Raw genomic sequence first — 21,148 nt, forward strand, 5'->3', positions numbered from 1 at the left:
CTTAACCGGTCTACTCTACGGGGTAGAGTTCATTTTGCGGGGCTTTATTTTAATCTTTTTTAAAGATTGTCAATTCTCTTAGCTTCATCAGCCTCTCTTGATTGCTGATACAGTTTTTCAAGTCTCTGACGCTCTCTTTCTGCAAGCTTTTTCTTAGTTTCAGGCGGAATATACTTCGTGAAGTATCTCATGATGAGCACGAAAAACACCGGAACGAAGAAAATTGCAAGAACGGTTGCTGATAACATGCCGCCGATAACGCAGATTCCGATTTCATTACGGCCTGCAGCGCCGGCGCCGGAACTTACGGCAAGCGGCAATACACCTAAGATAAAGGCGGCTGAGGTCATAAGAATAGGACGTAAGCGGATCTTAGCAGCTTCAATAACCGCTTCGGTAAGACGCGCTCCTTTATCGTAAAGTTCTTTTGCAAACTCCACAATCAAAATAGCGTTCTTTGCCGATAATCCTACAGTTGTCAGCAATCCTACCTGGAAGTAGACATCATTGGTTAATACTGTCCTGACCGGAACATATTGGGTGATAAGGGCTGCTAATACGGCACCGATAATACCAAGCGGCAACACCATCATAACAGCAAACGGAATCGACCATGATTCATACAATGCGGCAAGACACAGGAATACTACCAAAATAGATACCGCGTACAACATCGGAGCTTGCTGTCCTGACAGCCTTTCCTGGTAGGATACGCCAGTCCATGAAATACTGTAGCCGGGAGGAAGTACTTCTGCAGCAATACGCTCCATCTCATTCATAGCTTCACCGGTTGAAACTCCCGGAGCCGGAGCACCTTGAATATTCATCGCTCCTACGCCGTTATAGCGTTCAAGGCGCGGAGAGCCGAATGTCCATTCCGTGGAGGCAAATGCACTGAAAGGAATCATTTTCCCTTCATTGTTGCGCACATACCATTTGTTAAGATCGAGCTCGGTCATACGGGCGGAAGCTTCTGCCTGCAGGTACACCTTCTTTACACGAGATCTTTCCATGAAATCATCGATGTAGGCAGAGCCCCACGCAACAGATAAGGTGTTGTTGATATCGGCTACTGTTAACCCTAAAGACATCGCTTTTTCGTAATCAAGATTGAGTTTGAATTGAGGCGCGTCATCCATACCGTTGGCACGAACCTGCATTAAAAGGGGAGATTGCTGTGCTGCATAAACATAATCCTGTCTTACCTTGGTAAGAGCGTCATGTCCTGCTCCTCCGTTATCCATCAAGTACATGTCAAAGCCGTTTGCCGTACCCAGTTCAGGAATTGCCGGAATATTGAAAGCGTAAGCAAGGCCTTCACGGATGCCCATAAGCGGCTGATAAGAACGGTTTGCTATAGCGTCGGCATGTTGATCAGGTCTGGTTCTTTCTGACCAGTCTTTGAGTCTTACGAAAGCAAGACCTGCGTTTTGTCCGGAACCTGCAAAGGAGAATCCGGTTACATACATCATTGAAGCAACATTTTCTTTTTCTTCAATAAGGAAGTAGTCAGCCATTTTCCTTAAGGCGTTACTAGTCTTTTCAACGGTAGATCCTGAAGGGAGGTTTACCATGGCAAGCAACACGCCTTGATCTTCAGTAGGCAAGAAGGCTGAAGGGATCTTAAGGAAGCAATACACCAAAGCGGCGCAAATTCCTATATAAATAAGGATTTGCCGTTTAATTTGATGGACGACTTTGCTTACATGCTTTTGGTAACTGACGCTTAATGCATTATAGAAACGGTTAAATCCTGAGAAGAAGATTTCAAGCGGCTTAAACAGTACTGCAAAAAGTCCTGATAGTTTTCTTAAAAGGAAATTTTTTGGGGTAGCATTACGATGATCTTTACCCTGCAAAATGGTGGCGCACAATGCTGGGGTCAAAATCAAAGCGATAAGTACCGACAAAGTCATGGCCGATACGATGGTGATGGAAAACTGACGATAAATAACGCCGGTAGAGCCGCCGAAGAATGCCATCGGAATGAATACTGCGGAAAGTACCAAAGCGATGCCGATTAGCGCACCGGTGATCTGATCCATGGATCTTTCTGTTGCTTCTTTTGGCGGCAGATTCTCTTCATGGATAATACGCTCTACGTTTTCTACCACTACAATTGCGTCGTCAACGAGCAAACCGATCGCTAGCACCAAACCGAACATCGTAAGGGTATTAATGGAGAAGCCGAATACCGACATGATGGCGAAGGTACCAAGCAGTACGACCGGAACCGTGATCGTAGGGATCAATGTCGCTCTTATGTTTTGTAAGAATACGTACATAATAATAACGACGAGAATGATAGCTTCGATCAAAGTATGGAAAACTTCGTTAATGGAAATATTAATGAAGTCGGTAGTGTCGTAAGGGTAGTTTACTTCAATCCATTCAGGGAAATACTGGCTCAGATCGTTGATAAGGGTTTTAACGCGTTTTGCCGTATCAAGAGCATTGGCTCCCGATGACAAGCGGATAGCAATGCCTGATGAGGGCAAATGGTTGTAAGATCCTCGGACCTGATAACTTTCGGAACCAAGCTCAATACGGGCAATGTCCTTTAAGTGGATTTTGCTTCCGTCCTGATTGACGCGAATTAGAATATTTTCAAATTGTTCTACGTTTTGTAAGCGGGATTGTCCGGTAATTGTATAAGCATATTGCTGACCGGGAACTGCCGGGGTTCCGCCTAAAGATCCGTAAGTAACCTGGGCATTTTGTGCGGTAATGGCTGTAGTAACTTCGGTAACCGTTACTCCTAAATTATTAAGTTTTTCCGGATCAAGCCAAATACGCATAGCGTATTCGGAGCCGAATACCATCAAGTCGCCGACGCCTTGAACACGGGCCATCGGCTCTCGGATGTTGGCGTAAATATAGTCTGACAAGTCAGTGTTGTCGTGAATTCCGTCAATAGCAGTAAGACCGACAACCATCAAGAAGGCATTGGTACTCTTAGTTACATCTACACCGTTTGACTGCACCGTTTCCGGCAGTTGAGACTGGGTTTGCTGCAGTTTGTTTTGTACCTGAACCTGGGCAATATCAGGATTAGTTCCCGGCTCAAAAGTAATGGTTATATCAGAATTTCCGTAGGAGTCGGAGGTGGCTGACATGTACATGTAGCCGTCAAGACCTGTCATGTTCTGCTCAATAATTTGGGTCACGGAACGCTCTACGGTAGTTGCGTCAGCACCCGGATATGAGGAACGAATTGAAACTGACGGAGGTGCAATCGTCGGATACTGGGAAATCGGCAGCGTTAAAACTGCAAATAATCCCGCGAGCATGATGACAATCGCAATCACCCAGGCAAAAATCGGGCGATTAATAAAGAAACGAGCCATTATTTATTATCTCCAATCAGTACTGATTATTCCGTTTTTTCCGAAGCATTTTTGTCGTTAACTTCTGTAACGGCAGTCCCGGTACGGACTTTTTGGATATTGCTGGTAATGACTTTATCCCCAGGTTTAAGACCGTCGGTAATCACGAAAATATCCTGATATTCGGTTCCGACTTTAACCACGGTTCTTTGAGCTTTATTTTCAGGAGTGATGGTGTAAACGTAAGTTTCGCCGGCTGCCTCTCTGATAACTGCATCTTTGCGGATTACGATTGCATCGGGGATATAGCCCTCGTTGATGTCTCCTCTAATGAACATTCCGGGCAAAATAACCTGGTCGGGATTTGGCAGAATGGTACGAAGGTTTACCATGCCGGTAGTTTCATCAACGGTGATATCTGAGAATTCAAGCTGGCCTTGGAGGTTATATTTGCTGCCGTCTGAAAAATAGATATCAAGAGGAGCTTTTCCGTCTACGAGTTTAAAGGAACCATCTTGTACGGCACGGCGCAGCGCTAAGTGCTGTTCAACTGACTGCCCGAAGTCGACGTACATCGGGTCCAGCTGTTGGATGGTAGCAAGGGGATTGGTCTGCTGCGCGCTTACTAAAGCACCTTCGGTAAAGTCGGATTTGCCGATACGGCCTGAAATCGGAGCATATACTTTGGTGTATGCAAGATTAATTTCTGCAGTCTTAAGTTGTGCTTTGGCGCTGTTGACGCCTGCTTTTGCCTGAAGATATGCAGCTTCGGTATCGTCATAATCTTGTTTACTTATTGCATTTGATTTTAAAAGCTTTTTATAACGCTCATAACGTAAAGATGTAGATGTCAAAGTAGCTTTAGCGCTTTCGAGCTGTGCTTTGGCACTGTCTACTGCGGCTTCATAAAGTGCAGGATCAATTTGATAAAGCTGCTGCCCTTCTTCAACTATGGAGCCTTCGGTAAATAAGCGTTTGAGAATAATTCCTGAAACCTGCGGCCTTACTTCTGCCTTACGGACAGGATCAGCCCGTCCCGTAAGTCTTGAGGTAACAGGCACATCCATAGTTGAAACTATTGCTACGTCTACTGGAACCGCAGCTGCTGCAACTTGGCTTGCAGTTTCTTCTCCGCAACCGGAAAGTAGAAAAACAGAAAGAGCAATAGCTCCAGGGATAAGATTTTTATGCTTAACCTTAGACAAGAACATATAGTTTTCCTGGTATTAGCTTGTTATAGTAAAAAGAGTTATGACATTAAATTATAAAACTTTTATTTTAAACATACGCGGGTGTATGAATAAAATAATTGTTAACGGTTGTTTGACAAAAAAGCTTTAATTTCAATTATATATCTGATGCTTTAGATTTTTACAATTGTGCTTTAAAGACAAATTTGTAAATTATGAATGCACACTTGGTTTTAGAAAATCAAAAAACAAAATAAGTATAGCTTTTGTTTTATAAAAGTTATTTTTTAAATATCTTGACTCTTGTGCAGCACCATACTTTAAGTTTTTCGTACTTTGCATAGACATAACTTTTGCTTATTAAAAAATCGTTTTTGGTAAGCAAAAATTTTTATGTAAATGTATAATCTAAACATACATCAATGTATGTTATAATTTTTTATTGCTTATAAAAACAATAATTTTATTTTAAATCAAAGGGTTATATAATGCCAAAGCGTACACATGAAGAAGCATTGCAGACCAAAAAGCAAATTATGGATGCTGCTGTTGCTTTATTTTCTGTAAAAGGTTATGAAAAAACCACTTTATCGGATGTCGCTCGGGCTGCTGGAGTTACTCGCGGTGCGATTTACTGGCATTTTGAAAATAAAGGCGAACTCTTAATTGAGCTCATGCAGCATTTGGCAAAGGATAAGGATTTGGTGGAATCTTTGCTGCAGGCAGCAAAGGAGAATGAGTTTGATCCTTTAGGATGCATTCGTAAATGGCTTTACGCCCACGGCAGCAGCTCCGCTATGCAGTTATTCGTGTCTGAAATGTCAAAAATAGTTAACAGTATCCTGCTTGGCATTAACGGAGAAGAAGAGCTTTATTATAGGATGGACGAGTTGGTGCGAAGCCGCGTGTATTATTTAAAGGAAGGTATAAAAAATGCCATTCGCCGCAGACAGCTGCCAGCCGACGTCGATGTCGATTTAGCGGCGGAAGCCATAAATTTGATGCTGCTGGGTTTTACTCAGGTGGTTCGTAGAAATAAGGGATTTTGGACTTTAAACAGATATTACCGTTTAGTAGACGCCTGTCTTATTTCCTTGGCAAGTATTAAACGGGACAATTTGCATTACTAATCTACAGTCAGGAGTCAGGACGCTAAAAGCTGTGCTGGGCTTTTAGCGCTTTCATTTTTCGACGGCTATTTTATGGATCCGTCTTCTTTAAGTCCGACGCAGGCGGCGTCAATACCGTATTTAGCAATTTCAGCAGCATTTTCGGGTAAAGGCCGCGGTTTGCCGTTATCATCTACTGCGACATAGGTAAAAGAGGCTTCTGTAACCATGTTGCGCGAGTCGTTTCCGGCTTCGTGAAATTTTTTTACCCAAATCTCAAGTTTGATTTTAAGTGATGTATGCCCTATATGAATGCAGCGCCCATAGCAGCAAACGACGTCACCGACGCTGACCGGTTTTAAAAAGCTCATGGCGTCGACGGCTACCGTAACTACTCTTCCTCCGGCAATGTCTCTTGCTAAAATCGCCCCCGATATATCCATTTGCGACATGATCCATCCGCCGAATATGTCTCCTGCCGGATTTGCGTCTCCGGGCATGGCCAATGTTCTTAACAACAAGTTGCCGATAGGAGGATGAGCATGTTCTTGTGTTTGTGCCATCTTGTTTCCTTAATTTTGTTACAATTGTTATCGAGATTTTACTACAAAAAAGAAGAAGCAAAATGCCAGAAATTCAAGCAATGTCTTTAGAAAAGCAGCAGGATCACTTGCAAAAAGTGTCACGTACTTTTGCATTGACCATTCCTCTTTTGCCGCCTGATCTTAGAGATTATGTAGGTAATGCTTATTTGTTATGCCGCATTGCCGATACGCTGGAAGATGATCCGAAGGCAGATGCTGTTCAAAAAATAGTGTGGCTTAAAGATTTCGCTTTTTTAGCTTTTAACGGCTTCCAGAATGAGGCTTTGCTTATCTCTTTAAGAGATAAAGCTCTTTTATTGGTTAAGGACGGAGCAAAAGAGGCTGAATATGCATTGCTTGAGGATATGATAGAAGTTATCAATCGTACCTTGTCTTTTCCTAGGATGCAGATTGATATCTTATCCCGCGGGGTCGGTGTTCTTGCTTCGGGAATGGCGGATAAAATTGCTGAAACCAAGATAAACAGTGAAGATGATGTTGATGATTACTGTTATATGGTGGCGGGGGTCGTCGGCGAACTTTTAGCTTCGCTGTTTTTTAATATTACAGTTAAAAGTTCATCTCCAAGAATGGATGTCATGGCAAAGGCGGTAAGCTTCGGTGAGGGGTTGCAGCTTACCAACATTTTAAAAGACCGCTATGAGGACAGTACGCGCAACGTTTCTTTTTTACCTAGAGTGGCAGAAGATAAGCGTAAAGATGAAATTGATTTTTATATCAAAAAGACCATGGGACATCTTGATGATGCCTTGGATTTTGTTTTATCCGTTCCTGCAAAAGAAAAAGGGATAAGACTTTTTTGTTATTTTAATGTCGCAATGGCAATTATGACTTTAAAGAAAATTGCCAAGAACCCTTTCGGGAAAAGCAGTGATTTAAAAATTTCCCGATCTGATGTTAAACGGCTTGCAGCTTTATGCCGATTTGCAGTAGGCTCTGACTTTTTATTAAAGATGCTGCATCGTCATTTAAGCTGTAGAATGCAGCGGCAGCGCCAAGATGTAAAAAAGCTTTATGCCAAAGTTTCAAGATGGCATATGCTTTAGGAGAAAATAAATATGATTAAAAAATTTTTGGTGTCAATTTTAGTAATTGCCGGTTTTCTTTCCTGTCAGGTACAGGCGGCAGATGCTTTTAAAGAAGGCGTAAATTATAAAGTAATCGCTCAAACGGCAACTCCGCATAAAGAGATCCGTGAATTCTTTTCGTTTTGGTGCGGACATTGCTATTCGCTTCAGCCGATGTTCAATCAGATTGAAAAACGCTTTGAAAATGAAGCGACTTTTGAGCGTAATCCCATAAATCTTATGGGCGGCAATATGGGGGTGGAATCACAAAAGGCCTTAGCGGTAGCTCAGCTGCTTAAAATAGACGATTTGTATGTGGAGACTTTGTTTAAGCAGATGCACGTTGACGGAAACATACCTTCATCCCACGATGATTTTGTCAGGTTGTTTGAGTCGCTGGGAGTTCCGGCTCAGACTTTTGAGTCCGATTATAATTCTTTCCCTGTTCTGGGAAAGGTCTCCACTTGGGATAAACTTACCGACGACTATAAACTTGATGCCGTTCCCGAGGTTGTGATAAACGGCAAATATCTTACAATTATGGAGTCAGTGGATACTCAAGGCGAGTTTATTGATTTAATCGCTTATCTTTTGACTCTTAACTAATTATTTTTCCCGCCGGTCAGTTTTTCGGCGGGCTTTTTTTGTTCTCTTTTTTTATACATTTCATCAAGCTCTTCATCTTTTCTTTCCCAAAGCTCACGCAGCCATAGAGTAAAAGAATGCTTGAATTGTTTATTACCAAGATAATCACCGATAATTTCATCTGTTACTTTAATGGGCTCTACGTTGGCATACACGGTTTTTAACTTTCCTTTAAGCATGTCGATAAAAGGACTCTCTTCATTATCGGGGTAGCGGAGCGTGGTATTAAAAAGAACGTCAATATCTTTGCCGATTTGCCCGAGTGCAATACCTAAAGATGCGGCTTTAGGCGGCATTAAATGACGATAGGGAGATTTGACGGCGTCAGCTTTTTCTTTTGTGTAACGGGTTCCTTCAACAAAATTTACTAAGGTGGAAGGAGCATGAATAAGTCTGCGGCATGCTTTGTTAGTACTTTCGATATCCTTGTTTTTAAGTTTGGGATTTTTCAGAAGCTGCTGTTTGCTGTAACGGCGCAGAAAAGGCATGCCCAGTCCGAGACATGCCAAACCGATTAACGGGATATAAATAAGAGAGTGTTTTAAGAAGAACTTAGTAATAGGGATTTTGCCTTTGAAAATATGGCAAATCATCACTATATCTGCCCAGCTTTGATGATTGCAGATAATTATGCATGAGTTTTTGATTTTGGTAATGTTCTGAGAATTTACCTGCCAATCGATTTTGTTGGTAAGCGCGATGGTCAGTGAATTATTGTGCACCCAGATCCCATATAAAAAAAGATTGAGCTTTTCGATAAGTTTAATAGTAGTCTTAAACGGTAATAAAACGCGCAGCAGAGCGAGAATCAAAATCGGGGTCGCGATTATTACAGTATTAATTACGATTAATATGAAGTTAATGATAAATAATAACGGACCGGGAAGAAAAGAAAGCATATTTCGTACCAGATAGACAAAGATCGTGCATATTGTGCCAAAAAATGACTTTTTTTGCAGTTTTATTTTGTTTGGTAAAAGGTTTTTGTCTAATGCCAAAAAACAAACACGCACTATTTTAATGCAATATTGAATTTTTAATGCCTTATTTTAATGCAAAATTTTCATGAAAAGGATGTATTTTTATCTAGGATAAAACAAATAATTGTTTGATTATCATAGATAAATATTGAATAACCTTGGCTAATTTAAAGTAAAGCCTTTGGTGTGTTTTTTTTTAGATCGATCGGGTTTATTTTGCTGTGATAGAATCAAAAACATGTTGCTGCCGCAGGCTAAAAGCCAAGCGGCAAATCAGAGTCACTGCATAAAAAGGATGCAAGGACCCTTTGATTTTTTATACCGGTAACCCCCGACTTAAAAAATCACGAATTTAAAAGGTTATTAAATAAAAGAAATTAAGTAAGGTAAATAAAATGGGCAATACCGCTACTACAAAGTATATTTGGTTTAACGGAGAAATGGTTCCTTGGGAGAACGCTAACGTTCATGTAATGACTCATGCTTTGCACTACGGCTCTTCCGTATTTGAAGGTATCCGTGCATATGAGACCCCGAACGGTACTTGCATTTTCCGTTTAAAAGAGCACATCGACCGCCTATTTAATTCTTCAAAGATTTATCGTTTTGATATTCCTTTTACTAAAGAAGAAGTAATGGACGCCTGCTGCAAGATCATGACTGAAAATAATCTTCCTTCAGGTTATATTCGTCCGCTCGTATTTATCGGCAACGTCGGCTTGGGCGTAAGAGTTCCTGACGGCGCAAAAGCTCAGGTTATGGTCGGAGCTATCCCTTGGGGCGCTTACCTCGGTGAGGAAGGATTAAAGAAGGGCGTTAAGGTCGGTGTTTCTTCATGGCGCCGTTTGGCTCCTGATACCATTCCTACTGAAGCAAAGGCCGCCGGTAATTATTTGTCTTCAATCCTTATTGCAAACGAATGCGCGCAAAACGGTTACGATGAGGCCGTAGCTTTGGATGTTAACGGTTACGTTTCAGAAGGCTCAGGTGAGAATATCTTTATTATTAAAGACGGCGTCCTGTATACCGCTCCGTATACTTGCGGACTTCTTCCCGGCATCACCCGTTTATCAATCATTACTTTAGCTAAAGAAGTGTTGGGCCTTGAGGTAAGAGAACAGCGTATTCCTCGTGAAATGGTTTATCTTGCCGATGAAATGTTCTTCTCCGGCACCGCCGCTGAAATCACCCCGATAGCAAGCGTTGACGGTATCCCTGTCGGATGCGGTTACCGCGGACCTTTGACTGAAAAGATCCAGAAGCTGTTCTTTGATGTCGTTCAGGGACGAGTTGAAGACAAATGGGGTTGGTTGACTCCGGTTAAGAAGTAAATTTTATTTACTTTAAAAGATAGAACTCAACAAAAGCCCGCTTATTTCGTTTTGTGCGGGCTTTTTTATCAAAAATAATAAAAAGGAAAAAATATCATGCCTAAATACCGTTCAAGCGTTACTTATGAAGGAAAAATTATGGCCGGTGCCAGGGCTTTGTGGAGAGCTACCGGTGTTAAAGCTGAAGATTTCGGCAAGCCGATTATTGCAGTAGCCAACTCTTTTACACAATTCGTGCCCGGTCATGTGCACTTACATGATATCGGTCAGCTTGTCGTTGAAGAAATTGAAAAAGCCGGAGGTATCGCAAAAGAATTTAACACTATTGCCGTTGATGACGGTATTGCAATGGGACACACCGGCATGCTTTATTCATTGCCTTCACGCGATATTATCGCCGATAGCGTTGAATATATGGTCAATGCCCATAAAGCCGATGCTTTAGTCTGTATTTCAAATTGCGATAAAGTAACTCCGGGTATGCTTATGGCTGCCATGCGCCTTAATATTCCGGTAATTTTCGTGTCCGGAGGCCCTATGGAGGCCGGTCGCAGCAAGGTTATTGATCATAAGCTTGATTTGATTGACGCAATGATTATTTCTGCCGAGCCTGACGTTACTGATGAAACCGTAAAGGAAGTTGAAGAAGTAAGCTGCCCGACTTGCGGATCCTGCTCAGGTATGTTTACCGCCAATTCCATGAATTGTTTAACTGAGGCTTTAGGTTTGTCGTTGCCGGGTAACGGCAGCTTGGTTGCTACTCATAAGCTGCGCCGTGAGCTTTTTGTAAAAGCAGCACAACGCATCGTCGAAATGGCAAAAGCTTATTACGAGCATGACGACGAGTCGGTTTTGCCGCGTAATATAGCCAATCGCCAGGCCTTTGAAAATGCTATGACCATGGATATCGCCATGGGCGGTTCTACCAATACCGTGTTGCATTTGCTCGCCGTTGCTCAAGAAGGCGGAATTGATTTTACTATGAACGATATCGATCGTTTGTCCCGTCATGTACGCCATTTATGCAAAGTTGCTCCTTCCACCACTAAGTATCATATGGAGGATGTTCACAGAGCCGGCGGCGTAATGGGAATCTTAGGCGAGCTTTTAAGAAAAGACTTGATTAACCCGGAATGCAAGACCGTTCTCGGTATGACTATGGCTGAGGAAATCAAGCATTATGATGTTGTCACTACTGATGACCCTAAGGTGCTTGATTTTTATAAAGCCGCACCTGCAGGAGTAAAGAGCCTTAAGGCATTTTCTCAGGATTGTCGTTATGACAGCCTTGATTTAGACAGAAAAGAAGGCTGCATCCGCGATTATGATCATGCATATTCAACAGACGGCGGTCTTGCTGTTCTGTATGGAAATCTGGCTGAAAACGGCTGCATTGTTAAGACTGCCGGTGTTGATTCTTCAATTTTGAAATTTGTAGGTCCTGCCAGAATCTTTGAATCTCAGGAAGACGCCGTTGACGGTATTTTGCACGGAAAAGTTAAAGCCGGCGATGTCGTGATTGTCCGTTATGAAGGACCTCACGGCGGTCCAGGTATGCAGGAAATGTTGTATCCGACTTCCTATATTAAGTCAGTAGGCCTTGGCAAGAAGTGTGCTTTAATCACTGACGGCAGATTCTCCGGCGGATCTTCGGGATTGTCTATAGGTCACGTCTCTCCTGAAGCTGCAAACGGCGGCAATATCGGTTTGCTTGAAGAAAACGATTTAATTGAAATCGATATTCCGAATCGTTCGATAAGAATGTGCGTTGATGACGAGACTTTAAAAGCTCGCCGTGAAGAGATGGAAAAACGCGGTCCTAAGGCTTGGAAGCCGGTAAAACGTGATCGCGAAGTATCGTTTGCGTTAAAGGCATATGCAGCTATGGCATCAAGCGCAGATAAAGGCGGTGTTCGCGATCGTTCTAAGATCGAGGCCTTATAGTATGGCTAAAAAATTATTAACCGATCAGGAATATTTACATAAGATTCTGTTATCACGCATTTACGAGGTGGCGCGAGTCACCCCGTTGCACAAGCTTGATAAATTATCAGAGCGTTTGGGCGTGAATATTTTGTTAAAGCGAGAGGATTATCAGAAAATTCATTCTTTTAAAATCCGCGGTGCTTATAACAAAATGTTAAATCTCACTCCCGAACAGTTAAAGCACGGTGTGGTGGCAGCTTCTGCAGGAAATCACGCTCAGGGTGTTGCGGTCTCAGCCGGAAAACTTCAAACTCGTGCCGTGATTGTCATGCCTACATCTACACCTGATTTAAAAGTGGATGCGGTAAGGCGCTTGGGCGGAGAGGTAGTGCTGTTCGGTGAGTCTTTTAATGAGGCTTACGAACATGCCAAAGAGCTGGCTCAAAATGAAGGATTGACTCTGATCCCTCCGTATGACGATCCTGATGTTATCGCAGGACAAGGAACGATAGCTCATGAGCTGTTAGGCCAGTGTTCTGACATTAATACGATTTTCGTCCAGATAGGGGGCGGCGGCTTAGCTGCCGGCATTGCCGTATATATTAAGGCGCTTATCCCTTCAATTCGGGTGGTCGGGGTAGAAGCTGAAGGCAGTGCCTGCATGAAAGCGGCAATTGAACGCGGTAAACCGTGCGATATCGGTTTTGTTTCGCATTTTGCCGACGGCGTGGCCGTAAGTAAAGCAGGAGATGAGACTTTCCGTCTTTGCAAACAGTACGTAGATGAAATCATTACTTGTTCAAATGATGAAATCTGTGCTGCGATGAAAGATATTTTCGATGATACCCGTGCCATTGCCGAACCGTCAGGTGCTTTGGCTCTTGCCGGTCTTAAAAAGTATGTTCGTGAGAATGAATGTGAAAATAAAGGCAATTACATTGCAGTTCTTTCGGGAGCAAACGTTAAGTTCCATACTTTGCGTATGGTTGCCGAGCGCTGCGATGTGGGCGAGATGGCTGAAGGAATTTTATCAGTTGAGATCCCTGAGGAAAAAGGTTCGTTCCTTAATTTCTGCAAAGCCTTAGGCGATCGTCACGTAACGGAGTTCAGTTACCGCTATTCCCATAAAAATCGTGCTCGTGTCTTTGCATCCGTAGAGCTTACTAACGGTAAGCAAGAGTTGGACAGTATTTCTGCATCATTAAAAAAGCAGGGATATCTGGTGACCAATCTTACCGATGACGCTATAGCCAAAGATCACGTACGTTATATGGTCGGCGGACATCCTACCTTAGAGCTTGACGAAAAGCTGTTTTTATTTGAGTTCCCAAATTCAAAGGAAGCCTTGATAAGGTTCTTGAATGCTCTTGGCAATATGTTCAGCATTACGCTTTTCCATTTCCGTATTTCCGGTTTGGAATTTTGCAGCGTTTTGTGCGGCTTTAACGTTGCCCAGGATCAAAGCAAGAATCTGGATGATTTTATTAAGAAAGTAAATTATCCGGCCGTTGAGGTAACGGGAAATACTGCTTATCAACAGTTTTTACGCTGATATAAAAAGAGGGCTGAGGCCCTCTTTTTATAGCTGAGATTGTTAGCAGCAGCGCATAAAATATTGACTTGCCTTTTCAAATAATCTTAATTTGCTGTAAATCAATGCAAGGCGATAGCAAATATCTGCATCTTCTTTTATTTGCATCGCTGCCAAAAGATGTTCACAGGCTTTTTCGTTAAGATTTTCATTACTCTCAAGCTGAGCTAAGGCTTTTAGCATAGAGCATTTAGCCTCATCGTCAGCGGCATGCATCTCAAGCTTTTTACCTACAGCTTCTCTGACTTTTGGCAGAGCTGACTGTAAATTGCTTATAGCTTTATACAGTTCAGGCTCATCTTGATTGTGACTTAAAAGATCACAGGCAAGCTTGTTAACGGCATTAGTGTCTTTAAACTCATCAATCTTCAATAAAAGCTGCGTATTTATAGGCAGAATATATCTGACTTTTTTAGGCAGTAATTTTCTTAATGCTAAAGCTTCATTGGTTTTAGTTAATAACGCAAGTTTTTGCGTGAAAGCTGCGGTATAGATATTATTAGCTTCATGATCGTCAATGATTTTGTCAGAGATGAGACGGGGAGCCATTTCCGCAAGCCCTTCAAAGTCATTTTCATTTTTTAAGCTTTGATAGCTTATTTTAGAAATGAAAGACGAGTCTTTAAGCTTTAACGGCTGCAGCGTCTCAAGTGCGGCTTCGACATTTCCAAGTTTGAAATTCATCTTGGCTCTGACGATTGCAACTGCAACTTTTGCATGCGGATCGCTTTTCTCAATCTCATCCAGAATAGCAGTGGTTTTTGCATAATCTCCCAGTTCAAAAGCGGCATCTGCTGCAATGAACTTAGTAAAGGTAGGGATTTGATCTTTTTTAGGAGCTTTATTGAATAAAGCTAAAGTACGTTTGAAATCTCCTTCTTCGTAGGCGATAAACGCATTGTTTTGCCATGTTATTTGTTTCTTGTCGGCACGGCGCTTTAACATCAGCGAGGCTCCGTGCGGCAGGTGCATCACGGACAAAACAAAATTGACGGCAAAATAGAAAATGATAAAAGCAATTACGGTCAATACGGTACCGGTAACTACCGACATCTCTATAATATAGTCGTTTGTCGCAATATGTATGTATCCTTGCGAATCTGCTAAGTACGGACCGATAAAGATTGCAGCGCAGGTTACAAGGAGCGCAATGCAGATTTTAATCATTGCTGTTCTCCTCTGTTTACGACATCAATAGGCTCTAAAATTCGCTCTTTGGCAAATTTATTAAATAAAGCACTGCTGCTAAGTACGGTCGGAGTATCCAGATCCACACTCTTTTGTAAGAGCTCATTAATATCGTTGATAACAGTCTTGGTGACTTGATGATCATTATCAAAGTAGGCTTTGACTAAAGATAACGCGTCGTTAAGGTTAAAAGCGTAGTCTTGTGCATCAGAGTAATTAAGATCAGCTTTTGCAAGTAGAATTCTGGTCTTAATATTTTCTCTAAGATAGGCCTCCTGGGTAGGCGATAAGAAAGCATCGGTTTCTTTTGGATCTTTACGCCTTACTTCAATAAAGCGGGAAGAAAACTCTTTTGCTGAATTCAGGATATTATCTTTCCAATTTAAGATACTGTCCGTAGGAGTGGTTTCTTTCTGGAAGGCATCTTTACGCATGTCTGCATCGGAAAAGCCTTTTAAGACCAGATTATCAATGTTTTTATAAACCTCATTAAGAGCGATATTGATGCCGTAACGATCAATGGGCTTTAAGTTTGAAAGCGTCGTAATATCAGCATTTATCGCTTCTCTTATTGCAATGACATCAGTATCTTCAATATCGGCGATAAGCAGGTTGGCATTATTTAAGAACCATAAGGCAGCTTTTACGTCTTTGTCAAAAACCGCCTTCTGCATGGCGTTATTGACGAGGAAGAAGCATTCGGCAAGGCGCCAATCATCAGGATTCTGTGTTTCATAACGCTTGAGTCTTGCTGATAATGAAGCAATATTTGAGGCGTTGGTCTTATTGGCACTTTCGATTCCGGTCAATTTGCCGTCCAATCCCTTATACGAATTTAACGCATCCTCAAGCTCGCCGTTGCGCTTTAAAAGCAGATTGATTTGCTCAGAAGCCTGACTTAAGGATTGAGCCGAGTCTTGAAGCTGGTTTTTAACGTTTAAAATCTCCTGCTGATTTGCTTCAAGCATATCGTCTTTTGCCTGCAGCACATCGGTAGTTTTTACTGAGTAAATGGCAAAAGCGGCAAGACCGATAAAGATCACGACGCTAAGTGATGTCAGAATAAAATTACTCCCTTTTAAGGATTTAATTTTCTTGTTTAAATCACTTAGTTGCTTTGCCTGATCATAATAAGGATCACTGTAGGTGTTTACAGGATCGGCGCCTTTTTGGCTTTTTTGCTCCTGATTCTCATCTTTTTGCGGCATTTCTGCTTCTTTTGCTTTTTGATCTTCAGTGCTTGCCTTGGCAACTGCTTCTTCTTGAGCACGCAAGCTTTGTGCCTTGTCCTCAATGTCCTGCATTTCCTGTTCTAGGCTTTTTGTTTCATCAGATGTCGTTTTAAGAGAAGCCTCTTTAGCGGCATCCTCTTTTTTATTAATGACATCATTATTTTTAGTTTGGCTGTTGTCTGTTGTGTTCGCCATAAGAAACCTTAATATCTGCAAAAATTTATTTGAATCCTAATTTTACCATTTTACGGGATCTGATAAAAAATCCTTGTATCTATTATTGTTAGATCTTGTGATCTGTATTTACCGTCACATTTTTAGTGGGTAAAATATTTTTTGAGCCGAGGAAAAATGTATGACAGACGTTTTTGATAAAGAATTACCGCTAAGATTAAAGCGATATCTTGATCTGAATCGAGAACGCCTTGTTCGCGCCAAATCGGTAATGACGGTAAAGGCTCAGAAATTTTTATCATTAATTCCTTTATTCTTAAATTATAACGATCCTCATCTTCCCGGTTTTAAGCATAATGACGTTCCTTGCGGCATTGACGGCTTTGTTCTTGATGATTTTCATAAAGATTGGTTGAAAGCGCGGCTTTCTCCTGAAGATAAGTTAACAGCACCAAAGAGAAATGAAATATTAGGGCTGTATGCCATGGGCAGTACTTCTTCTATAGGACAGAGCGTCCATTCCGATTTGGATATATGGGTATGCGTAGGTCATGATATCAGTGCGCAAAGACTTTCCTTTTTAAATGAAAAATGTCGTTTTTTATCTGCTTTTGCGCATGGCTGCGGAGTTGATCTGAATCTTTTTGTTACTTTAGATAACCGTTTTACCCAAGGATCTTCCGATTCTCTTGACTCTGATAATTGCGGTAGTGCGCAGAATCTGTTTTTATTAGATGAGTTTTACCGTACGTCTTTTCGCATTTGCGGCCGCTATATTATCTGGTTTTTAATCACGACCAAAGAAGAAGCCGATGATTACGCTTTTTATGTTGATAAGGTCTTAAATCATCCGAGCATAAAAAAAGAGGAATGGTTTGATTTCGGTACTATAGTCAACAGTTCGCCCGGTGAGTATTTCGGATCGGGATTATGGCTTTTGTATAAAGGTATTGATTCACCTTTTAAGGCGGCAATAAAAATTTTGTTGATGGAAGCATACAGCAATGATTATCCGCAGACCGATCTGTTATCTTCAAAATTAAAGGACTATGTTTTAAATCATGACGGATACGGAATAGAGCTTGATGCTTATTATCTTATGTATGAAAAGGTCAGCGATTATCTTAAGAGTATCGGGGATGTCAAACGGCTGAAGCTTTTAAGGGTATGTTTCTTTCTAAAGATTTATTCAGGACTTGACGGATTGTCAGACGGTACGGCTTTATCCTATAGACGCAATTTGCTTGATAAACTTTTATCCGACTGGCAGATGGATAAAGATTTTATCAAACAAATAATAAACCGCGATGCCTGGAAGTTTTCTTTTGTCAGCCGTTTTTATCAAAGTCTTTATTATTCCTTGCTGGAAAGCTACCGTGCGCTGCTGCGCTTTTCCGTAAGACACGGAATTGAGTATGCCATTACTTCCGATGATGCCGGTATTTTGTCGCGTAAGCTTTATGCCGCGTTTGATCGCTATCCTGGAAAGATTTTATTGTTTAATTCCGATCTGACTTTATCTATTAAAGAGCGTTATTTAACTTTTATAAGACCGAATAAGAACTCATTATGCAAGAAGGGTTGGCACCTTTATTCTTCGGCTCCTGACGATATCGGAATTTTAGCGTCATCTCCTATTATCGTGGGATCAAGTTTGGTAGAAGTTGTTGCGTGGGCTTGTTTTAACGGAATATTAACCCGTTTGACTGCAATTTATACCGCAGGTCAGGTCGGTATCGTAAGCAGCAGCAGAGTTAAGCAGCTTGCATCTGATATTACGGCACTAAAGAGCAGCTTGTTATCTCCTATTTCTGATTTGGATTTGCAGCGTCCCCGCTCTTTTAAAGAGTGCCTCGTCGTATTAAATTTTGAGGACGATCCTACTTTAATGAGGGATATAGAATCAGCTGATTTAGATTACGGCTCATCCTTGTGCTGCGGACGTGAAAGATTATGTCTTGTAGGATCTATTGATCTTTTGATGATAAATTCCTGGGGGGAGGCCTGCGCTATTTCTTTTCCGTCAGGTGAGGACGGAGTTATTCAGCTTATTTCCTCTTTGGTAAGAGTATCCCGCAATGCTGAATTTGCAGATGCGGGAAAGCTTTTAAGCAGCATAAAAATCAGTTCTTATGCCAGTTCAAGAGGTGATCTTATCCGCTATGATTTACAGTCCCTTTTGCGTCAGGTATTCTTGAAAATGGGAACAGGGGAAGAGCTTTCCTTTAAAATTGGTCGTAATACCTTTTTAGCACGAGATGATAAGGATCGCGGAATTATTATTAACCGCTTAAGTTATTTGGGTTCAGAATCCGAAAATATTTCGGTTTTATCCCCTTACAGCATGCGCCCTGAGTTTGCGCTTCAGGTTCCGGGAATTGTTGAGTGCTATGCTACTTTGGGGGTCATGCAGTACTTTTTTGCTCCTTTGGTTGAGGGATGGGAAATTTTTATCGTAAATGAACGCAATGAAGTTGAAATTTACAATCATTATGTAGGGTCGCGGGCAACATTAGTAAATGCCATAAATCGTTTTTATACCCGTCAAAGTGAGGGCAGTTCCACTTCATCGGTGCATTTTAATCTACCGCAGTATTTTGTTTTAAGTCCTGATCTTAAAGCTATTCATCCTTTTACAATTAAAGGACAGCCGGATCCTGATTAGTGATCATTTTTAGTACAAATTCTCTTTACAATATGCTTTCGTGATACTCTTAGTGCATCTTATTGGATCAAGAGGATCAACATCATGAAATTCAGCGCCGTGCTTAGCCTATTTATTTTATGTGCTGTATCAGGATGCGGACTGAAATACGATTTGTATCTGCCGGAACCGGAGACGGTACAGACTGTTGATGCTAAAGGAAACAGTGCCGAGCAAGGGCAGCTTACTTTGTTTGACAGTTCTGCTGCAGCAGAAGATAACACCGGTTCTCAAACATCTGAAGAAATAACAACGGAAGAATAAAATGGATTTTTTCAATTATAAAAATAATGAACTTTATGCCGAAGATTTGGCCGTTACGGATTTAGCCGATCAATACGGATCGCCGTTGTATATCTACTCAAAAGCTACTTTAGTAAGACACATGAATGCTTTTAAAGAAGCATTGGCAAAAAAGAGACATTTAATCTGCTACGCGGTAAAAGCTAACAGTTCTTTGTCGATTTTAGCCTTAATGGCGTCTTTAGGTGCCGGATTTGATGTGGTCTCGGAAGGTGAATTAAGACGCGTGATTAAAGCCGGGGGAGATCCTAAAAAAGTAGTATTTTCAGGTGTAGGAAAGACAGCTCATGAAATCGCTTTTGCTCTTGAGCAGGGAATTGATTGCTTTAATATCGAGTCTGTTCCTGAAATTAACGCAATTTCGTCCGTTGCAAAAAGTCTTGGCAAAAAAGCCAGAGTATCCGTACGCGTAAACCCTAACGTAGATGCAAAAACTCATCCGTCGATTTCTACCGGTCTTAAATCAAATAAATTCGGTATCGCCTACGATGAGGCTTTAGCCGTTTACCGCCAGATGGCAGCAGATCCGAATCTTGAAATTTGTGGAATCGATTGCCATATCGGATCGCAAATGACTTCGGGAGCTCCTATTCTGGAAGCAACAGAGCGCCTTCTTGACTTATACAAAGAGCTTACCGAATGCGGTATTAAGATTGATCATATTGATATCGGCGGAGGTCTCGGCGTCACTTACGGAGATGAAACACCCCCGTCACCTTATGAGTATATGTCGGCGGTTATCAATAGATTGAAAGATTTGGATATCTCAATTTATGTAGAGCCCGGGCGCGCAATGGTGGCAAATGCCGGTATTTTAGTTACTAAAGCTCTTTATCTTAAAAAAGGATCGGTAAAAAATTTCTGTATCGTTGATGCCGGAATGAATGATTTGATTCGTCCCGCTTTATATAACTCATGGATGAATATAGTTGAAGTTAAGAAGCATCAAGATGCAAAAGTTGATTTGTATGATGTAGTAGGTCCGGTTTGCGAAAGTGATGACTTTTTAGGTAAGGAAAGAAAGCTTGCCGTCAGTGCGGGTGAATACTTGGCTGTGCGCGGTGCCGGAGCTTACGGTTCGTCTATGTCGTCCAATTATAATTCGCGTCTTTTGTGCGCTGAGATCTTGGTTGATAAGAATAAATCTTATGTTATTCGCAAGCGTCAGGATTTTTCTCAGCTGTGGGAAAATGAAAGTATTGCGGGACTTTAAATTTTTGCAGATCCGTAAGCTTTAACTTAAGGATCTGCACAAAGACCGGTTTTTGTTGATGTGTTTTTTCGTCTTGCGTCAAAGTTGTTTTTGTAAAGTTTATTGATTGTTTTTCATCAAATTATTAACTAAAATTTTGCGTCAGTAATGGTGCTTCAATTAAGAAAATAAGCTGCAATATTATTATGCAGCGCTCGGCATACTTCGGCTGAAGTCAGGAGTTATGTTAAACTCTGTTTTAAGTATTTAACATATCTGTGAAATTTAACATGCCGGATCTTACCAAACTTCCTTTAAGCGTTACGTCTTTTAGAGATTTTGCCGCAAATGCGCTTATTTATGTGGATAAAACGGATTTGGTCGCCGACCTTGCCCGTTTTAGAAACCCGTTTTTTTTATCCCGTCCGCGCAGATTCGGTAAATCGACATTAGTAAGCACTTTTCATGAGTTTTCTCAAACGGTCTTGATAAATTTCAAGGTCTTAAAATTGTCACCGACAATTTATGGAGCGATAAGGCCTATAAAGTCATTCATATCGATTTTTCCCAAATTAAAGAGAATAC

At 41.4% G+C, this 21,148-nt stretch carries 16 protein-coding genes; 10 read left to right on the forward strand and 6 right to left on the reverse strand.

Translation table 11 applies throughout. The features are described 5' to 3' along the window. Positions 1-59 precede the first annotated feature (59 nt). Positions 60-3,347 (reverse strand): efflux RND transporter permease subunit, encoded by a 3,288-nt coding sequence (locus HMPREF9444_RS02275; protein ID WP_009142713.1) that lies wholly within the window; start codon positions 3,345-3,347, stop codon positions 60-62. Positions 3,348-3,373: 26 nt separating this feature from the next. Next, positions 3,374-4,537: an efflux RND transporter periplasmic adaptor subunit gene (locus HMPREF9444_RS02280; protein ID WP_009142714.1), complete on the reverse strand. Its 1,164-nt coding sequence runs from the start codon at positions 4,535-4,537 to the stop codon at positions 3,374-3,376. A 467-nt stretch (positions 4,538-5,004) separates the two neighbouring features. Here HMPREF9444_RS02280 and HMPREF9444_RS02285 point away from each other — a divergent pair, with 467 nt between their 5' ends. Next, the gene (locus HMPREF9444_RS02285) at positions 5,005-5,646 is read left to right on the forward strand and encodes a TetR family transcriptional regulator (RefSeq protein ID WP_009142716.1); all 642 of its coding nucleotides are present in this window, start codon (positions 5,005-5,007) and stop codon (positions 5,644-5,646) included. 65 nt (positions 5,647-5,711) lie between these two features. On the opposite strand, the gene yciA is transcribed toward HMPREF9444_RS02285, so the two are convergent. Beyond that, complete coding sequence (gene yciA, locus HMPREF9444_RS02290) at positions 5,712-6,188, reverse strand: acyl-CoA thioester hydrolase YciA (protein WP_009142717.1); 477 nt, start codon at positions 6,186-6,188, stop codon at positions 5,712-5,714. 62 nt (positions 6,189-6,250) lie between these two features. Between yciA and HMPREF9444_RS02295 the strand changes: the two genes are divergently transcribed. Further along, entirely contained in the window at positions 6,251-7,276 is a 1,026-nt protein-coding gene (locus HMPREF9444_RS02295) for a squalene/phytoene synthase family protein (protein WP_009142718.1), read from the forward strand. 12 nt (positions 7,277-7,288) lie between these two features. After that, positions 7,289-7,903, forward strand: a complete 615-nt coding sequence (locus HMPREF9444_RS02300; protein ID WP_009142719.1) for a thiol:disulfide interchange protein DsbA/DsbL — start codon at positions 7,289-7,291, stop codon at positions 7,901-7,903. Here HMPREF9444_RS02300 and HMPREF9444_RS02305 read toward each other — a convergent pair. Beyond that, positions 7,900-8,841: an acetyltransferase gene (locus HMPREF9444_RS02305; protein ID WP_009142720.1), complete on the reverse strand. Its 942-nt coding sequence runs from the start codon at positions 8,839-8,841 to the stop codon at positions 7,900-7,902. The genes HMPREF9444_RS02300 and HMPREF9444_RS02305 overlap by 4 nt on opposite strands. Positions 8,842-9,317: 476 nt before the next feature. Here HMPREF9444_RS02305 and HMPREF9444_RS02310 point away from each other — a divergent pair, with 476 nt between their 5' ends. The 3 genes from HMPREF9444_RS02310 (at position 9,318) to ilvA (ending at position 13,731) form a co-directional block, all read left to right on the forward strand. After that, on the forward strand, positions 9,318-10,253 hold the full coding sequence (locus HMPREF9444_RS02310) for a branched-chain amino acid transaminase (RefSeq protein WP_009142722.1): 936 nt from the start codon (positions 9,318-9,320) through the stop codon (positions 10,251-10,253). A gap of 96 nt (positions 10,254-10,349) precedes the next feature. Then, positions 10,350-12,197, forward strand: a complete 1,848-nt coding sequence (ilvD, locus tag HMPREF9444_RS02315) for a dihydroxy-acid dehydratase (protein WP_009142723.1) — start codon at positions 10,350-10,352, stop codon at positions 12,195-12,197. 1 nt (position 12,198) lies between these two features. Next, positions 12,199-13,731: a threonine ammonia-lyase, biosynthetic gene (gene ilvA / locus HMPREF9444_RS02320; RefSeq protein ID WP_009142724.1), complete on the forward strand. Its 1,533-nt coding sequence runs from the start codon at positions 12,199-12,201 to the stop codon at positions 13,729-13,731. Between the two features lie 42 nt (positions 13,732-13,773). Here ilvA and HMPREF9444_RS02325 read toward each other — a convergent pair whose 3' ends face one another. Both HMPREF9444_RS02325 and HMPREF9444_RS02330 read right to left on the reverse strand, forming a co-directional pair. Next, positions 13,774-14,937, reverse strand: a complete 1,164-nt coding sequence (locus HMPREF9444_RS02325; protein WP_009142725.1) for a heme biosynthesis HemY N-terminal domain-containing protein — start codon at positions 14,935-14,937, stop codon at positions 13,774-13,776. Beyond that, positions 14,934-16,385: a uroporphyrinogen-III C-methyltransferase gene (locus tag HMPREF9444_RS02330; RefSeq protein WP_009142726.1), complete on the reverse strand. Its 1,452-nt coding sequence runs from the start codon at positions 16,383-16,385 to the stop codon at positions 14,934-14,936. Before HMPREF9444_RS02330 ends, HMPREF9444_RS02325 begins: the two co-directional genes overlap by 4 nt. A 160-nt stretch (positions 16,386-16,545) precedes the next feature. Here HMPREF9444_RS02330 and HMPREF9444_RS02335 point away from each other — a divergent pair, with 160 nt between their 5' ends. The 4 genes from HMPREF9444_RS02335 to HMPREF9444_RS10735 all read left to right on the forward strand — a co-directional run. After that, positions 16,546-19,029 (forward strand): class I adenylate cyclase, encoded by a 2,484-nt coding sequence (locus HMPREF9444_RS02335; protein ID WP_009142727.1) that lies wholly within the window; start codon positions 16,546-16,548, stop codon positions 19,027-19,029. Positions 19,030-19,113: 84 nt separating this feature from the next. Beyond that, positions 19,114-19,332 carry an LptM family lipoprotein gene (locus HMPREF9444_RS02340; protein WP_009142728.1) on the forward strand — a complete coding sequence of 73 codons (219 nt, stop codon included), beginning with the start codon at positions 19,114-19,116 and terminating at the stop codon, positions 19,330-19,332. A 1-nt stretch (position 19,333) separates the two neighbouring features. Next, positions 19,334-20,584 (forward strand): diaminopimelate decarboxylase, encoded by a 1,251-nt coding sequence (lysA, locus tag HMPREF9444_RS02345; RefSeq protein ID WP_009142729.1) that lies wholly within the window; start codon positions 19,334-19,336, stop codon positions 20,582-20,584. Positions 20,585-20,853: 269 nt separating this feature from the next. After that, a partial coding sequence (locus tag HMPREF9444_RS10735) for an AAA family ATPase (RefSeq protein ID WP_083801103.1) occupies positions 20,854-21,148 on the forward strand: 295 nt, incomplete at its 3' end.

The organism is Succinatimonas hippei YIT 12066 (genome assembly GCF_000188195.1).
Lineage (GTDB): Bacteria > Pseudomonadota > Gammaproteobacteria > Enterobacterales > Succinivibrionaceae > Succinatimonas > Succinatimonas hippei.

What these genes read in the sequence shown, in the direction of transcription:
- HMPREF9444_RS02310 (WP_009142722.1), top strand. Translation starts at nt 9,318, where the DNA reads ATGGGCAATACCGCTACTACAAAGTATATTTGGTTTAACGGAGAAATG.
- HMPREF9444_RS02330 (WP_009142726.1), bottom strand. Translation starts at nt 16,385, where the DNA reads ATGGCGAACACAACAGACAACAGCCAAACTAAAAATAATGATGTCATT.
- ilvA (WP_009142724.1), top strand. Translation starts at nt 12,199, where the DNA reads ATGGCTAAAAAATTATTAACCGATCAGGAATATTTACATAAGATTCTG.
- HMPREF9444_RS02300 (WP_009142719.1), top strand. Translation starts at nt 7,289, where the DNA reads ATGATTAAAAAATTTTTGGTGTCAATTTTAGTAATTGCCGGTTTTCTT.
- HMPREF9444_RS02335 (WP_009142727.1), top strand. Translation starts at nt 16,546, where the DNA reads ATGACAGACGTTTTTGATAAAGAATTACCGCTAAGATTAAAGCGATAT.
- HMPREF9444_RS02285 (WP_009142716.1), top strand. Translation starts at nt 5,005, where the DNA reads ATGCCAAAGCGTACACATGAAGAAGCATTGCAGACCAAAAAGCAAATT.
- lysA (WP_009142729.1), top strand. Translation starts at nt 19,334, where the DNA reads ATGGATTTTTTCAATTATAAAAATAATGAACTTTATGCCGAAGATTTG.
- HMPREF9444_RS02305 (WP_009142720.1), bottom strand. Translation starts at nt 8,841, where the DNA reads ATGCTTTCTTTTCTTCCCGGTCCGTTATTATTTATCATTAACTTCATA.
- HMPREF9444_RS02340 (WP_009142728.1), top strand. Translation starts at nt 19,114, where the DNA reads ATGAAATTCAGCGCCGTGCTTAGCCTATTTATTTTATGTGCTGTATCA.
- HMPREF9444_RS02295 (WP_009142718.1), top strand. Translation starts at nt 6,251, where the DNA reads ATGCCAGAAATTCAAGCAATGTCTTTAGAAAAGCAGCAGGATCACTTG.
- HMPREF9444_RS02280 (WP_009142714.1), bottom strand. Translation starts at nt 4,537, where the DNA reads ATGTTCTTGTCTAAGGTTAAGCATAAAAATCTTATCCCTGGAGCTATT.
- HMPREF9444_RS02325 (WP_009142725.1), bottom strand. Translation starts at nt 14,937, where the DNA reads ATGATTAAAATCTGCATTGCGCTCCTTGTAACCTGCGCTGCAATCTTT.
- ilvD (WP_009142723.1), top strand. Translation starts at nt 10,350, where the DNA reads ATGCCTAAATACCGTTCAAGCGTTACTTATGAAGGAAAAATTATGGCC.
- HMPREF9444_RS02275 (WP_009142713.1), bottom strand. Translation starts at nt 3,347, where the DNA reads ATGGCTCGTTTCTTTATTAATCGCCCGATTTTTGCCTGGGTGATTGCG.
- yciA (WP_009142717.1), bottom strand. Translation starts at nt 6,188, where the DNA reads ATGGCACAAACACAAGAACATGCTCATCCTCCTATCGGCAACTTGTTG.